Genomic DNA, 14,800 nt, shown 5'->3' with positions numbered 1-14,800 from the left:
CGTTCACGGGAGAGGGGTTGGGGTGAGGGGAAGCTTCTAGCTCATGCCACCCGAATTCATCCAGCTTTAACAGCACAGAGCGCTCCTTACGCCTGCCGGCGCATTCCAGCCCGGCCATCCATTGCGGAGGCGTATATGTTCGAGTCGTTGATTCGCGAAGCGGCCAGCCGCTTTCATCTTGGCGACAACGCAGGGCGTCTGGTGCGCCAGCTTGTCGATAACATCTTCGATCCCGCCTACGGTGGCTTTGCCGGGCTGCGAAAGCGCTTTGATGACGCAGGCCTGGACACGCTGTTCGCCTCCTGGATAGGCACCACACCCGGCGACAACGTCCTGCAGCCGGACCAGTTCAGCGCCGGCTTCGGCCAGAACCTGGCCAGCGGCATCGCCAACAAACTCGGCATTCCCCCTGCCGCGGTGAATATGGCCGGTGCCTGGTTGCTGCCGAAGATCGTCGGCCAATTGACCCAGGGCGGCAGCATCCCCAGCGCGCGCCCGGCCGACTACGACCGATGGTTTGGCACCACAACACCTGCTGCAGGCTATAGCGGCGGTGCCGCCGTGCCCCCGCCAGCCGCATCCGGAAGCTTCTGGAAATGGCTGATTCCGCTGATCATCCTGATCGCAGCGTTCCTGCTGTTCCGCAGCTGCAAGAAGGAGGATGTCGCCGCACCACCGGCGGCAGAGCCGGTGGCGACCGCGCCAACTGCTCCCGCATCAGAGCCCGCCGCCCAGGCAAACGCCCGCTTTGGCTTCGAGAACGTGGACGGCAAGGTCATGGTCAACGGCCGGGTTGCCGCCGATTCCGACAAGACGCGGCTATGGGATGCACTCAAGGCCACCTATGGCGAGAGCAACCTGTCCGGTGACATCACTGTCGATCCCGCTACCCTGCCTGCCAACTGGCTGGACAAGCTGATCGCCGCGCTGCCTGAGCTGAAAGCCAAAGGCCTGAAGTTCGGCTTCGATGGCGACAAGCTCAACATCGACACCAGCGGCATGGCCGAAGCCGATCGTTTCACGGTGAGTGACAAGCTGCGCAACCTGTTCGGCGGCTTCGAGATCAGTGGCTTGTGGGACCGTGCGGCAGCGGCATTGTCGGGACTCAAAGCCGGTTTCAGCGGCGCTGACCTGGTCAAGGCGCTGAACCTGATGAACATCTACTTCGACACCGGCTCGGCCACCATCACCCGCGACAGCATGGAGACGCTGACCAGCGCCGCCAACGCGATCAAGCAGGCACCGGCGGGTACCAGGATCGAGGTCGGTGGGCATACCGACAACACCGGTGATGCCGCTGCCAACGTGACCTTGAGCCAGCAGCGCGCCGATGCGGTGGTGGCCAAGCTGGTCGAACTGGGGGTTGCCGCCGATACGCTAACTGCCAAGGGCTATGGCCAGGAAAAGCCACGCGCCAGCAATGACAATGAAGAAGGCCGTGCGCAGAACCGGCGGATCGAGTTTGCGGTTAGCAAGTGATGTTCTGCCTTGGGTGAAGCACAACGGCTTGCCCTCACCCCAACCCCTCTCCCGCGCGCGGGAGAGGGGCTCGCATCGCGCGCACTCGTAGTCCACTAGCCCCTCTCCCGCACGCGGGAGAGGGGTTGGGGTGAGGGCGCTCTTAAGACACGTAAACCCAAACCGTTCACCCCAAATGACCTTCCTGTAACAACCGCCGCGGCATAGTGTCCGCATGCTTGATGACCTACAGCGACCGCCACCTCCGGCGCTGGCAGACGACGACGCACTGTTTCTCGACGTGGATGGCACCCTGCTCGCCTTTGCCGACCACCCGGACAAGGTAGTGCCCGATCCCCCACTGCTCACGCTGCTGGCCAGCGTGCAGCAGCGTCTTGGCGGTGCGCTGGCGCTGCTCAGTGGGCGCCCCGTCGGCCAGCTGCAGACAATGTTCGCGCCACTGCAGCTACCGATGGCCGGGCTGCACGGCGCGCAACTGCTCACCGCCGTCGATGCTGCGCTTGCCGAAAGCGATACCGCCAGCTGGCTGCATGCACTGCACCAGCGCGCGATGCAGCTGGCACATGCCCATCCCGGCGTACTGATCGAGAACAAAGGCCAGGCCCTGGCATTGCATTGGCGCAACGCGCCCGACGCGGGTGCGGCAGTGATCGCCTTTGCCAATGCCTCGCTGCCGCAGCTGCCCGGCGTGCGCCTGCAACCCGGCAATCATGTGATCGAGTTTGTCGGCAGTGGCCACGACAAGGGCCGCGCACTGCAGCAACTGATGCAACAACCGCCTTTCCAAGGCCGGCGCCCGATCTTCATCGGCGATGACCTCACCGACGAACACGGCTTCCAGGCAGCGCAGCACGCTGGCGGCCTCGGCGTACTGGTCGGCCAGCGTGGAGACAGCCACGCCCGCTCCGCCCTGCCTGATATCAATGCCGTCCACGCTTGGCTGCGCGCAGCCACTACCTGACCCACCCGGAGGAAACAGCGGCGCCAGCGGCGTTCGCGCAACCAGGAGTATGCAATGCAAGACGCCACCCTCGACCTTGGCGTAGTTGGCAATGGCAGTTTCGGTGCGCTTATCGACAAACAGGCGCGTGTGGTGTGGAGCTGCCTGCCCAGCTTCGATGGCGACCCGGCCTTCTGCGCCCTGCTCGGCCCCAACCAGCACCCTGGCGGTGACTTCGGCATCGAGCTGGAGGACTTCCGCGACAGCGAGCAGTCCTATCTCACCAATACCGCCATCCTGCGCACGGTGCTGTACGACCAGCATGGCGGCGCGGTGCAGATCATCGATTTCGCCCCGCGCTGGCGCCAGAACGACCGCTTCTACCGCCCGGTCAGCCTGATCCGCCAGGTCACCCCGCTATCTGGCAGCCCACGCATCATCGTGCGCGCGCGGCCGTTGGCCGATTGGGGCGCGCACCAGCCGGAAACCACCTGGGGCAGCAACCACATCCGCTGGCTGCTGCCGGACCACGTCCTGCGCCTGACCACCGACGTACCGGTGCGCTTCGTGCGCGATGGCCTGCCGTTCGTGCTCAACCACCGCGTGCACCTGGTGCTGGGCGTGGATGAATCGCTCAACCGCTCGCTCAGCGGCTATGTGCAGGAGGCCATGCAGCGCACGCGCGACTACTGGCGCGAATGGGTGCGTTACCTGTCGGTACCGCTGGAATGGCAGGACGCGGTGATCCGCAGCGCCATCACCTTGAAACTGTGCCAGTACGAGGACAGCGGCGCCATCATCGCGGCGATGACCACCTCCATCCCGGAGGCCCCCGGCAGCAGCCGCAACTGGGATTACCGCTACTGCTGGCTGCGTGATGCCGCCTTCGTGGTGCGCGCGCTCAACCGGCTCGGTGCGACCCGCACCATGGAGCAGTTCCTGGGCTACATCTTCAACCTTGCCAGCACCGACGGCAGCCTGCAGCCGCTGTACGGCATCGGCTTCGAAGCCAAACTTGATGAGGAGGAAGTCGCCACGCTGTCCGGCTATTGCGGCATGGGCCCGGTACGCCGCGGCAACCTGGCCTGGGTGCAGCGCCAGCACGATGTCTACGGCAGCGTGGTGCTGGCTTCCACCCAGTTGTTCTTCGACCAGCGCCTGCAGGACCCCGGCGACACGCACACCTTCGCGCGACTGGAACCTCTTGGCGAGCAGGCCTTCGCCTTGCACGACGTCCCGGATGCCGGGCTGTGGGAATTCCGTGGCCGTACCGAAGTGCATACCTACACCAGTGCGATGTGTTGGGCGGCCTGTGACAGGCTTTCGAAGATCGCAACCCGCTTGAAACTCGAAGGCCGCGCCGTGTACTGGCGCGAACGGGCCAACCAGATTCACGCGCGGATCATGCATGAGAGCTGGAGCGAGCAGCTTGGCCACTTCACCGACACCTTCGGCGGTCACCGGCTGGATGCCTCCTTGTTGCTGTTGGCCGACATCGGCTTCATCGATGCCCATGACGCCCGCTTCATCGCCACCGTCGAAGCCATCGGCCGTGACCTGAAGCACGGCAATGCGCTGTACCGCTACATCGCCCCGGATGACTTTGGCGCACCGGAAACCAGCTTCACCATCTGTACGTTCTGGTACATCGACGCATTGGCGGCGATTGGCCGCATCGACGAAGCGCGCGCCATGTTCGAGGTGCTGCTGCAGCAACGCAATCACCTGGGCCTGCTGTCCGAGGACCTGTCCTTCGATGGCCAGGCCTGGGGCAATTTCCCGCAGACCTACTCGCATGTGGGGCTGGTGATCGCCGCCATGCGCCTGTCGCGCAGCTGGCAGGAGGCCTCGTGAGCCGCTTGGTTGTCGTCTCCAACCGGGTGGCGTTGCCTGGCGAAAACCGCGCCGGCGGGCTGGCAACCGGCCTGCTGGCGGCGCTGCGCGAGCGCGGTGGACTGTGGTTTGGCTGGAGCGGCCGCAGCGTCGCAGGCGACAGCGGCGCGCTGCACGAAGCGCAGGATGGTGCCATCCGCTACCTCACCATGGACCTGTCCAAATCCGACCTGGACAACTACTACAACGGCTTCGCCAACCGAGCACTGTGGCCGCTGCTGCATTTCCGCCTGGACCTGGTCGACTACGACCGCCGCAAGCGCGAGGGCTACTGGAAGGTCAACACCTTGTTTGCCGATACGCTGGCGCCGCTGCTGCGCGACGACGACACGGTGTGGATCCACGACTACCACCTGATCCCGCTGGCATCCCTGCTGCGCGAGCGCGGCGTGGGCTGCCGGATAGGCTTCTTCCTGCACGTGCCGGTGCCGTCGGCGGACCTGATCCAGGCCTTGCCCGATCACCGCGCCCTGTTCCAGACCTTGTACGCATACGATCTGCTCGGCTTCCAGACCCGCCGCGATGTCGACCGCTTCCAGTCCTATGTGCGCCTGTTCGGCGGTGGCGGCCTGGTCGACAACGAGTGGATACAGGCACCGGACGGACGCCGCGTGCGCACCTCGGCCTTCCCCATCGGCATCGATACCGAACACATCGCGCGGCAGGCGCGCAGCGCCGCCAGCAACAAGCCGGTACGCGATCTGCGCCAGAGCCTGCAACACCGCAAGCTGGCAATCGGTGTGGACCGGCTGGACTACTCCAAGGGTCTACCGGAACGCTTCCACGGCTTCGAGCGCTACCTCGACCGCTACCCGCAGCAGAAGGGCGAGATGACCTATCTGCAGATCGCCCCGGTGTCGCGCGGCAGTGTCACCGAGTACCGCAAGCTGCGCAGCGACCTGGAACGCCTGGCAGGGCATATCAACGGCGGCCATGCCGAGGCGGATTGGACGCCGCTGCGTTACGTCAACCAGAACTATGCACACAGCACATTGACCGGGTTCTACCGGCAGGCAGCCGTGGGCTTGGTGACGCCCTTGCGCGACGGCATGAATCTTGTCGCCAAGGAGTACATCGCCGCGCAGGACCCGGAGAATCCGGGCATGTTGGTGCTATCGCTATTGGCCGGGGCGGCGGATGAATTGAAGCAGGCGCTGCTGGTCAATCCGCATGATCTGGATGGCGTGGCCGATGCCATCGCGACGGCGGCGAATATGCCGCGGGCAGAGCGGATCGAGCGTTGGCAGGTGATGATGGAGCAGCTGCGCACGCATGATATCCATCGCTGGCGGCGGGATTATCTGTTGGCGTTGGAGGGGGCTTAGGGCTGGAGCGAAGGCAAGAGCCTGCCCTCACCCCACCCCCTCTCCCGCGTGCGGGAGAGAGGCTAATGCACTACGAGTGCAAGCAATGCGAGCCCCTCTCCCGCCTGCGGGGTGAGAGGAGCAGCTTGCGAACCACCGGTTCGCTGCTCCTTGAACGACCTCGCGCCAGCGCGAGGGCCGGGGCGCGGAGCGGGGGTTGGGGTGAGGGGAAGCTTCCAGCCCGTAGACCCCAAGACAACCACTCAATCCAAAAACCGCCCGCGCTGCTCCGCCGTCGGCAGAAAACAGCTGTCATGCCGCCCAAACCAGCGGTAGCGATTCCGTGCCAACCAGCGATACGCCGGATCCCGCAGGGAGGCCGGCAACACCCGCACAATCCCGGCCAGACGCCAAGCGCCGTCCAGCCCGGTCAGCACCCGCAGGATCGCGTCCGTATCTGTATACGCCACGCCCTCAGCCACCAGCAGGAACGACAGCGGGTCATCCGGGTCCAGCCCATGCGTGGCCAGCAGCGCACGGCCCTGCCCGCCCTGCATCGCGGCAAAGCGGTAGCGCCCGGCCCGATCAAAACGCAGCAGGAAGCGCACCCAGCGGCTGCACAGCGCGCAGACACCATCGAACACGATCACCGCCGGCTCAGCCATGCCTGCCCTCCGGCAACAGCCAACCTTCGTAACGGATCAACCGCCCGATCAGCGGCATCGAGACATCCACCAGGAATTCATAGCGCCCCTGGTGCTCACGCTCGCGGCAATGCACCTGGGCGAACCAGCGCGCCGGCAGCGGCAGCACGCCGAAGGCCCAGACCCGCTCGGCCCGCCAAAGGATCTGCCCGTCCTGCTCGCGCAGGCCAAACCGGAAGCGCACCGCCCCCAACTGTTCGAACAAGCGCCCCCCGCGCTGCCACAGCCGCGAGGCCATGCGCGCGGCACCGAACTGCCGGTTCCAGCGTTCACCCGCAGCATCGACCACGAACTCCACCGTCACCGGTACGCTTGAGGTCGGCGGCAGCCGCGCCAGCCAGGCGCAGGGCGCCACCAGCCAGTGGCTGCCACGCAGCACCTCGCCCTGCCCGCTCCAGCGCTGGCGGGCGGGGATCGCGTGCAACGCGCGCACCTGTGGTGCCAGCTGCTCAAACGCGGGGCCCAGCACCTGCGCGAACAGCGGCAGGCTCATCGCTCCATCCACACCAGGGTGGCGATACGGCCACTGCGGCGGTCGCGCCGATGCGAGAACCAGCGCTGTGGATCGGCCATGGTGCACAGGTCACCGCCATGGATGGCCTGCGCCTGCATGCCCGCCGCAACCAGCCGCTGCCGGGCCAGCCCCGGCAGGTCCACCTTCCAGTGACCGGGCCGGGTAGCGACGAAGTGGCTTTCAGCGGCGCTGGAATGCGCCAGGAAGGCCTCGCGCACGTCCACGCCCACCTCGTACAGGGCCGGACCGGCCGCCGGGCCTATCCACGCCACCAGCGCCTCGGCGGGGGTGTGCATGGCCGCCAGGGTGTTCTCCAGCATGCCGCGCGCCAGCCCACCCCAACCGGCATGGGCAGCGGCCACTTCGCTGCCATCACGGGCGGCGAACACCACCGGCAGGCAGTCGGCGGTGAGGATGGCCAGCACCACGCCCGGGACGGACGTGACGGAGGCATCGGCGGTCGGCTCTGCCTCCAGCCCCTGTGCCAGCGGCGGCGCGTCAAAGCGCAGGGCGTCACTGCTGTGCACCTGGCGCAGCCAGTGCGGGGCCGAGGGCAGCTTGGCCAGCTGCTGCAAGGCGTCGCGGTTGCGTTGCACCTGGACCGGATCGTCGCCGTCAGCAGCGGTCCGGTTGCCCATATTGAAGCTGTCAAACGGCGGCAGCGAGCCGCCGGCGCCATGGCGCATCGTGGTGAAGGCCCGCACCCCCGGGGGCGCAGGCCAGTCGGCCAGCCACAGCGGGCTCGCCCCGGCCATTACCAACGGCCTCGTTCGCGCTCGGCAAAGGCCTTGGAGTCCTCGCGCAGCACCTTCATCAGCGCAACCAGGTCAGCCGGAACCGGCGCGGTATTGCTGATGGTTTCGCCGCTGATCGGGTGCTGGAACTCCAGCGTCTCGGCATGCAGCGCCTGGCGCTTGAAGCTGCGCAGCGCCGCTACCAGCTCATCGGTGGCGCCCTTGGGCAGTTTCAGCGAGCCGCCGTACAGCGGATCACCGACGATGGCGTGCTTCAGATGCGCCATATGCACGCGGATCTGGTGGGTACGGCCGGTTTCCAGGCGGCACTCCAGCGCAGTGTGGGCGCGGAAGCGCTCACGCAGGCGGTAATGGGTCACCGCCTCCTTGCCGTCCTCGCGTACACCCATCTTCAGGCGATCGCGCGCATGCCTATCGATCGCCGCATCCACCGTGCCCCCCGAAACCAGCGCACCCACCACCACCGCCAGGTACTGGCGGTGGACCTCGCGCGCGGAAAGCTGCTCCACCAGCGCGGTCTGCGCCTGCACAGTGCGGGCCACCACCATGACCCCGCTGGTGTCCTTGTCCAGGCGATGGACCACGCCGGCGCGCGGCACCTTGGCGATGGCCGGGTCACGGAACAGCAAGGCGTTGAGCAGGGTGCCGCTGGGATTGCCAGCGCCCGGATGGACCACCAGGCCAGCCGGCTTGTCGATCACGAACACATGCTCGTCCTCGTACAGGATCGACAGCGGGATGTCCTCCGGCTGCGCATGCACTTCGACCTCCAGCACCGCATTCAGGGTGGCGATTTCGCCGCCGCGGACCGGATCGCGCGGGCGGACGGGCTCGCCATCGAGCAGAACTGCGCCGGATTTGATCCATTCGGTCAGCCGCGAACGGGAGAATTCGGGGAACAGTTCGGCCAGGACCGCGTCGAAGCGACGACCGGCGGCGGAATCGGGAACCTGCGCCTGGCGCGGGCTGGAAGAGGTGTTCTCGGACATGGGCAAAGACCGGCTAAAGACGAAATTATGGGGTCCAAGCGACAACAGTCAGTCGCAGGACAGGCCACTAGGCTATCATCGCCCCTTCGTATTCCTGCCGCGTCCTGCCCTGAACCCATGATCCGACGCTCTTCGCTGCTGTCCGCGCCCGTCCGCCTCACCGCCCTGCTGCTGGTTTTGGTCTTCGTCGCCACTGGCTGCCACCGCGGCGCCAAGAAGGACGCCGACGAAGGCGCGCCGGTCGAACAACTGTTCGAAAAGAGCCACAAGCTGATGGAGGGCGGCAACTGGTCCGGTGCCGAAACCAGCTTCAAGCGCCTGATTGCGCAGTACCCGTACGGCCCGTACACCGAGCAGGCGATGATCGAAAGCGCCTACGCTCAGTACAAGGCCGGCAAGAACGATGACGCGGTGTCGAGCATCGACCGCTTCATCCGCACCTACCCGACCCACCGCAACATCGCTTACCTGTACTACCTGCGCGGCCTTGCCAACGGCAACCGCGATACGGTTTTCCTGCGCCGCGTATGGTCGCTGGACCCGAGCCGCCGCGATCTGTCGACCCCGCGCCAGGCCTATGCCGACTTCAACATCGTCACCGAGCGCTACCCGAACAGCCGTTACGCCGCCGATGCGCGCCAGCGCATGATCGAGTTGCGCGATGTGTTCGCCCAGCATGAGCTGGACGATGCGCTGTATTACGCCCGTCGCGGCGCCTGGGTGTCGGTGGTTGGCCGCGCCAACTACCTGCTGGAGACCTATCCGCAGAGCGCCTTCCAGTACGACGCGGTAGCGCTGCTGGGCGAGGCCTACACGCATCTGGGCAACAAGACCCTGGCTGACGACGCCCGCCGCGTGCTGCAGCTGAACCAGCCCGAGCACCCGTGGCTGGCCGGCAACTGGCCGAAGTACCCGTGGATGATCCGCAAGCTGAACCCGTTTGCCGGGGAGCGTTCGGTAGCCACCGGCCAGAGCAATGCCACGATGAACCGCGGCAAGTAAGCGGTAGCGGTAATTGTGGTGAAGGAAAGGGGCCCAAGGGCCCCTTTCTTGTTTCCGGATTTGTGGGCTTTGGGTTCGGCTTTGAGCTTTGACTTCGGCTTTGAGCTTTGACTTCGGCTTTGAGCTTTGGCTTTGGCCTGGGTTTTGGCTCTTCCCTTCTCCCGCTTGCGGGGGAAGGTGCCCGGAGGGCGGACGGGGGGAGCTTTTGGCCTTCAAGCTTCAGCCCCCTCCTCATAGAAGGGGCCTTGCGGCCCCTTCTATTTGCATCCGCCGGAAGTCAGCCGATCAACCGCGGTAGCCATTGGTAATGGGATAACGGCGCTCGCGGCCAAAGGCGCGCCGAGACACCTTCGGACCAGGCGCGGCCTGGTGCCGCTTCCACTCACTGATCCGCACCAGCTTCAGTACCCGATCCACCACTTCCGGCGCGTAACCTGCAGCGACGATGTCTTCGCGCGACTGTTCCTGGTCGATATAGCGATACAGGATGCCGTCCAGCACATCGTAGGCCGGCAGCGAATCCTGGTCGGTCTGGTTGTCGCGCAATTCCGCCGAAGGCGCCCGCGCGATGACCGCAGGCGGAATCACCGGCGCGCCGCCCACCGTATTGCGCCACTTGGACAGACCGTAGACTTCGGTCTTGTACAGGTCCTTCAACGGCGCATAGCCGCCGCACATATCCCCATAGATGGTGGCATAGCCGACGGCGTACTCGCTCTTGTTGCCGGTGGTCAGCAGCAGGCCGCCGAACTTGTTGGCCAAGGCCATCAGGATCACGCCACGGCTGCGCGACTGCAGGTTTTCTTCGGTGACATCGGCCGCCTGGCCCTCGAACATCGTCGACAGCGACTGCATCAATCCCTGGAAGGCCGGCTCGATCGGCACGGTTTCAAGCTTCACCCCAAGCGCACGGCATTGTTCCACCGCCAGATCATTGGACAGATCGGCGGTATAGCGCGATGGCAGGCTGACCGCGGTGACATTCTCGGCACCCAATGCATCCACGGCCAAGGCCAGCACCAACGCCGAGTCGATGCCACCGGACAGGCCCAGCCACACCTTGCTGAAGCCATTCTTGCCGCAATAGTCCTGGATGCCGCGGGTAACCGCGCGCCAGGCCAGCGCGTCCATGCTTTCATCGCCATCATCGATCCAGCGCAGCGGCATGAAGCTGCGCGCGGCGACGTTGTATTCGACCAGCAGCATTTCCTCGGTGAAGGCAACCGCGGCCGGGTGCACCGTGCCATCACCATCGGCGACCACCGACGCGCCATCAAACACCACCGCATCCTGGCCGCCGACGGTGTTGACGTAGGCGATGGCGGCACCGCTCTCGCGGCTGCGTTCGGCCAGCAGGGCATCGCGCTGGGCGTGCTTGCCGCGCTCATAAGGTGAGGCATTGGGCACCAGCACCAGCTCGGCGCCGGCCTTGACGGTGGCGGCAAGCGGCTCGGGAAACCAGAGGTCTTCGCAGATCACCAGCCCCAATTTCACGCCGTTCACCTCGAACACGCAGTTACCGCCATCCGGGTCCACGTCGAAGTAGCGGCGTTCGTCGAACACGGCGTAATTGGGTAGCTCGCGCTTGCGGTAAGTTGCGGCAATGGCGCCGTCACGGAGCACGCTCGCCGCGTTGTAAACCACCGCTCCAGCGCTTTGCGGCCAACCGACGACGGCGACGATGCCTTGGGCCTGCGCGGCGACACGCGCCAACGCCTGCTCACAGCTGCGCAGGAAGCCCGGCCGCATCAGCAGGTCTTCAGGCGGATAGCCGCTGATGGCCAGTTCCGGAAGCAGCACCACGTCGGCGCCGTATTCGTCACGCGCCTCATGCATCAGCTCGATGATACGGCTGGCGTTGCCGGCCACGTCCCCGACCGGGAAATCGAACTGGGCCAGGGCGATGCGTAGCGTTTCGGACATGATCAACAACCTTCTGCTTGGCCCCGCACCCTGCGGGGGCTTGGTGTTACCAACGCCGCGCGCCGGATGCTTTCGCAGACCGCGTCGGTGTGGCTCAGGGCCTCATTATTCCAGAAGCGCAGCACGCGGTAGCCCTGCCGTTGCAGGAAGGCGTCACGACGGGGGTCGTTGGGGTCGGATGCGTGTTGGCCGCCGTCGAGTTCGATAACCAGTTTTTGCTCCAGGCAGACGAAATCCACGACATAAGGCCCGATGGGGTGTTGCCGGCGGGACTTGAAGTCGGCCAGGTGGCGCCCTCTGAGGAAGTACCAGATGCGTCGTTCGGCATCTGTCATGCGTCGGCGCAGGACACGGGCGCAGTTGGTCTTGCTGCCTTTGCGCATGGTTGCCTCCTTTGTAGGGGGACGATTACCTGGCAAGGCGGTGGTTGAAATCAGGGAAAGCGCGCTTTGGGATGTAACGATTTTGGCTTTTGGGGCGCTGCCTTCGAGGTGACAGATAGCGATGGGAAAGGCTAACGGCAAAAAGCCAGAGCTTCCCCTCACCCCTACCCCTCTCCCGCAGGCGGGAGAGGGGAAAGCAACAGCCGGAGCTAGAGCTAGAACCAGAGCCAGAGCCACTGCCAAAGCCCAAGCCCAAGTCACAGCCACAGCCACAGCTAAAGCCAAAGCCAAAGCCAAAGCTACAGCCAGTGCAAAAGATGAGCTTTAGTCAGTGATCTAACGTCGACTTGGACTTCAGCTCCAGCTCCGGCTCCGGCTCTGGCTCTGGCTCTGGCTCTGGCTGTGGCTGTGGCTGTGGCTGTGACTTGGGCTTGGGCTTTGGCTCTGGCTGTCCCCTCTCCCGCCTGCGGGAGAGGGGTAGGGGTGAGGGCAGGCTCTTAGATGTTGTTTTTGTTTTTGTTTTTGGCTTTTACACCCCGATCACCCACCCCAAAAACAAGAAAGGCCACCCGAAGGTGGCCTCTCTCAAATCACTGAAGCGCAGTCTTACTTGACCAGCTTCGCGATGGCAGCGCCCAGGTCGCCCGGCGAACGGACGGTGACAACGCCAGCAGCTTCCATTGCTGCGAACTTGCCCTCGGCAGTGCCCTTGCCGCCCGATGCGATCGCACCGGCGTGGCCCATGCGCTTGCCGGCCGGAGCCGAAGCACCTGCGATGAAGCCGACAACCGGCTTCTTCACGTGGTTCTTGATGTATTCGGCACCGGCTTCCTCAGCGTCGCCGCCGATTTCGCCAACCATGATGATGCCTTCGGTCTGCGGGTCTTCGTTGAACAGCTTCAGGCAGTCAACGAAGTTCAGGCCATTGATCGGGTCGCCGCCGATACCGATGCAGGTCGACTGGCCCAGGCCCACTTCCGTGGTCTGCTTGACCGCTTCATAGGTCAGGGTGCCCGAACGCGACACGATGCCGATCTTGCCCGGCATGTGGATGTGGCCCGGCATGATGCCGATCTTGCACTCGCCCGGGGTGATCACGCCGGGGCAGTTCGGCCCGATCAGCACGGTGTCCGGATGCGAACGGGTCAGCACGTTCTTGACGCGCAGCATGTCCAGCACCGGGATGCCTTCGGTGATGCAGACGATGACCTTGATGCCGGCAGCAGCGGCTTCCAGGATCGCGTCAGCCGCGTACGGCGGCGGCACGTAGATGACCGAGGCATTGGCACCGGTGCTCTGCACGGCATCGGCCACGGTGTTGAACACCGGCAGGTCGATGTGGGTGGTGCCGCCCTTGCCCGGGGTCACGCCGCCGACAACCTGGGTGCCGTACTCGATCATCTGAGTGGCGTGGAAGGTGCCCTGCTGGCCGGTAAAGCCCTGCACGATCACCTTGGTGTTCTTGTTGATCAAAACTGACATTGGATTTCCTTCGGTGTCGGATCAGGCGGCGTTCTTGACAGCTTCAACGATCTTCTTGGCGCCATCGTTGATGTTGTCAGCCGGGATGATCGCCATGCCGCTGTCACGCAGCAGCTGCTTGCCTTCTTCCACGTTGGTGCCTTCCAGGCGCACCACCACCGGAACCTTGACGCCCACTTCCTTCACGGCAGCGATGATGCCTTCGGCAATCATGTCGCAGCGGACGATGCCGCCGAAGATGTTGACGAAGATGCCTTCGACCTTGTCCGAGGACAGGATCAGCTTGAAGGCTTCAATGACGCGCTGCTTGTTGGCGCCACCGCCCACGTCCAGGAAGTTCGCCGGCTCGCCGCCGTTGAGCTTGATGACGTCCATGGTGGCCATGGCCAGGCCTGCGCCGTTGACCATGCAGCCGATGTTGCCGTCCATGGTGACGTAGTTGATGTCCAGCTCCGAAGCGATCACTTCGGTCGGGTCTTCCTGGGTCTTGTCACGCATGGCGACCAGGGCCTTCTGGCGGAACGCGGCGTTGTCGTCGCTGTCGAACTTGCCGTCCAGCGCGTACAGGTTGCCGTCGTCCAGGATCGCCAGCGGGTTGATTTCAACCAGCGCCAGGTCCTTTTCGTTGAACAGGCGGTACAGGTTGACCATGATGCTGGCGAACTGGCCAGCCTGCTTGGCGGTCAGGCCCAGCTTGAAGCCGAAATCACGGCCGTGGTAACCCTGCACGCCTTCAACGAAGTCGACGTTGAGCGAGTGGATCAGTTCCGGGGTCTCAGCAGCAACCTGCTCGATCTCCACGCCGCCTTCCGAAGAAGCGATGTAGGTGATGGTCTTGGTACCACGGTCAACCAGCACCGACAGGTACAGCTCCTTGACGATCTCACCGGCGGTGGTCACCAGCACCAGGTTGACCGGCAGCTCGACGCCTGCGGTCTGGTAGGTGGCCATCTTGGTGCCGAGCATCTTGGCCGCAGCGGCCTTGACGTCGTCGGTGGTCTTGCAGAACTTGACGCCGCCAGCCTTGCCGCGGCCGCCAGCGTGGATCTGAGCCTTGACCATCCAGGGGCCCTGGCCCAGCGACTGGGCAGCAGCTACTGCCTCGTCCGGGGTCGCAGCGACCTTGCCGGCCGGGACCGGGATGCCGTATTCGGCAAGCAGTTGTTTTGACTGGTACTCGTGAAAATTCATGCGTCACCGTGGGAATAGGAACGACCGCACGCAGCCCACAGGGCCGAAACTGGCCTACTTGCAGGGCGGGCGGGCCCAATATTGTCGCCGACGGCGGCCCAGCACGCAAAGAAGTCTGTACAAATCGCCAAGAACGGCACGCTTTTGTCTTCCAATTCAGCAACTTGCCAATGATTGTCCGGCATGTCGGGGAGTCCCCCGCAGCGCGGTCGGCGCACCTATACTGGCGCGATTACGCCTG

13 protein-coding genes are annotated in these 14,800 nt (G+C 64.9%); 5 read left to right on the top strand and 8 right to left on the bottom strand.

Annotated features, from left to right (window positions below):
* The first annotated feature begins 135 nt into the window (after nucleotides 1-135).
* The 4 genes from ACVOLQ_RS08375 to otsA all read left to right on the top strand — a co-directional run bounded on the left by ACVOLQ_RS08375 (nucleotide 136) and on the right by otsA (nucleotide 5,637).
* Nucleotides 136-1,479: an OmpA family protein gene (locus ACVOLQ_RS08375; protein ID WP_481527691.1), complete on the top strand. Its 1,344-nt coding sequence runs from the start codon at nucleotides 136-138 to the stop codon at nucleotides 1,477-1,479.
* A 214-nt stretch (nucleotides 1,480-1,693) separates the two neighbouring features.
* Nucleotides 1,694-2,440: a trehalose-phosphatase gene (gene otsB, locus ACVOLQ_RS08370; protein WP_481527690.1), complete on the top strand. Its 747-nt coding sequence runs from the start codon at nucleotides 1,694-1,696 to the stop codon at nucleotides 2,438-2,440.
* A gap of 54 nt (nucleotides 2,441-2,494) precedes the next feature.
* Nucleotides 2,495-4,273 (top strand): glycoside hydrolase family 15 protein, encoded by a 1,779-nt coding sequence (locus tag ACVOLQ_RS08365; RefSeq protein WP_481527689.1) that lies wholly within the window; start codon nucleotides 2,495-2,497, stop codon nucleotides 4,271-4,273.
* Nucleotides 4,270-5,637, top strand: a complete 1,368-nt coding sequence (otsA, locus tag ACVOLQ_RS08360) for an alpha,alpha-trehalose-phosphate synthase (UDP-forming) (protein ID WP_481527688.1) — start codon at nucleotides 4,270-4,272, stop codon at nucleotides 5,635-5,637. The genes ACVOLQ_RS08365 and otsA overlap by 4 nt, the downstream gene beginning before the upstream one ends.
* Before the next feature lie 242 nt (nucleotides 5,638-5,879).
* Here the strand turns inward: otsA and ACVOLQ_RS08355 are convergent, their stop codons facing one another.
* From ACVOLQ_RS08355 to rluD, 4 genes are read right to left on the bottom strand one after another with little or no spacing between them, the layout of a single operon-like run.
* Nucleotides 5,880-6,281, bottom strand: coding sequence for a thiol-disulfide oxidoreductase DCC family protein (locus tag ACVOLQ_RS08355; protein WP_481527687.1), 402 nt, complete (start codon nucleotides 6,279-6,281; stop codon nucleotides 5,880-5,882).
* Nucleotides 6,274-6,807 carry a DUF4166 domain-containing protein gene (locus tag ACVOLQ_RS08350; protein ID WP_481527720.1) on the bottom strand — a complete coding sequence of 178 codons (534 nt, stop codon included), beginning with the start codon at nucleotides 6,805-6,807 and terminating at the stop codon, nucleotides 6,274-6,276. Before ACVOLQ_RS08350 ends, ACVOLQ_RS08355 begins: the two co-directional genes overlap by 8 nt.
* Nucleotides 6,808-6,809: 2 nt before the next feature.
* Entirely contained in the window at nucleotides 6,810-7,589 is a 780-nt protein-coding gene (gene pgeF, locus ACVOLQ_RS08345; RefSeq protein WP_481527686.1) for a peptidoglycan editing factor PgeF, read from the bottom strand.
* Nucleotides 7,589-8,578: a 23S rRNA pseudouridine(1911/1915/1917) synthase RluD gene (rluD, locus tag ACVOLQ_RS08340; protein ID WP_481527685.1), complete on the bottom strand. Its 990-nt coding sequence runs from the start codon at nucleotides 8,576-8,578 to the stop codon at nucleotides 7,589-7,591. The genes pgeF and rluD overlap by 1 nt, the downstream gene beginning before the upstream one ends.
* 117 nt (nucleotides 8,579-8,695) lie before the next feature.
* On the opposite strand from rluD, the gene ACVOLQ_RS08335 reads away from it, so the two are divergent.
* Complete coding sequence (locus ACVOLQ_RS08335) at nucleotides 8,696-9,580, top strand: outer membrane protein assembly factor BamD (RefSeq protein WP_313174581.1); 885 nt, start codon at nucleotides 8,696-8,698, stop codon at nucleotides 9,578-9,580.
* A gap of 285 nt (nucleotides 9,581-9,865) precedes the next feature.
* On the opposite strand, the gene ACVOLQ_RS08330 is transcribed toward ACVOLQ_RS08335, so the two are convergent.
* From ACVOLQ_RS08330 to sucC, 4 genes are all read right to left on the bottom strand, one after another.
* Nucleotides 9,866-11,503: an NAD+ synthase gene (locus ACVOLQ_RS08330; RefSeq protein WP_313174514.1), complete on the bottom strand. Its 1,638-nt coding sequence runs from the start codon at nucleotides 11,501-11,503 to the stop codon at nucleotides 9,866-9,868.
* A gap of 2 nt (nucleotides 11,504-11,505) precedes the next feature.
* Complete coding sequence (locus ACVOLQ_RS08325) at nucleotides 11,506-11,886, bottom strand: endonuclease domain-containing protein (protein WP_481527684.1); 381 nt, start codon at nucleotides 11,884-11,886, stop codon at nucleotides 11,506-11,508.
* A gap of 606 nt (nucleotides 11,887-12,492) precedes the next feature.
* A complete protein-coding gene (gene sucD, locus ACVOLQ_RS08320) occupies nucleotides 12,493-13,368 on the bottom strand; it encodes a succinate--CoA ligase subunit alpha (RefSeq protein ID WP_282267250.1) in 876 nt (291 codons plus the stop codon).
* A gap of 21 nt (nucleotides 13,369-13,389) precedes the next feature.
* Entirely contained in the window at nucleotides 13,390-14,559 is a 1,170-nt protein-coding gene (gene sucC, locus ACVOLQ_RS08315; RefSeq protein WP_057629765.1) for an ADP-forming succinate--CoA ligase subunit beta, read from the bottom strand.
* Between the last annotated feature and the right edge of the window lie 241 nt (nucleotides 14,560-14,800).

It is taken from the genome of Stenotrophomonas sp. STEN031 (assembly GCF_056759975.1).
Note: the sequence above shows the minus strand (reverse complement) of the source record. Positions and strands in the feature narration are given on the sequence as shown.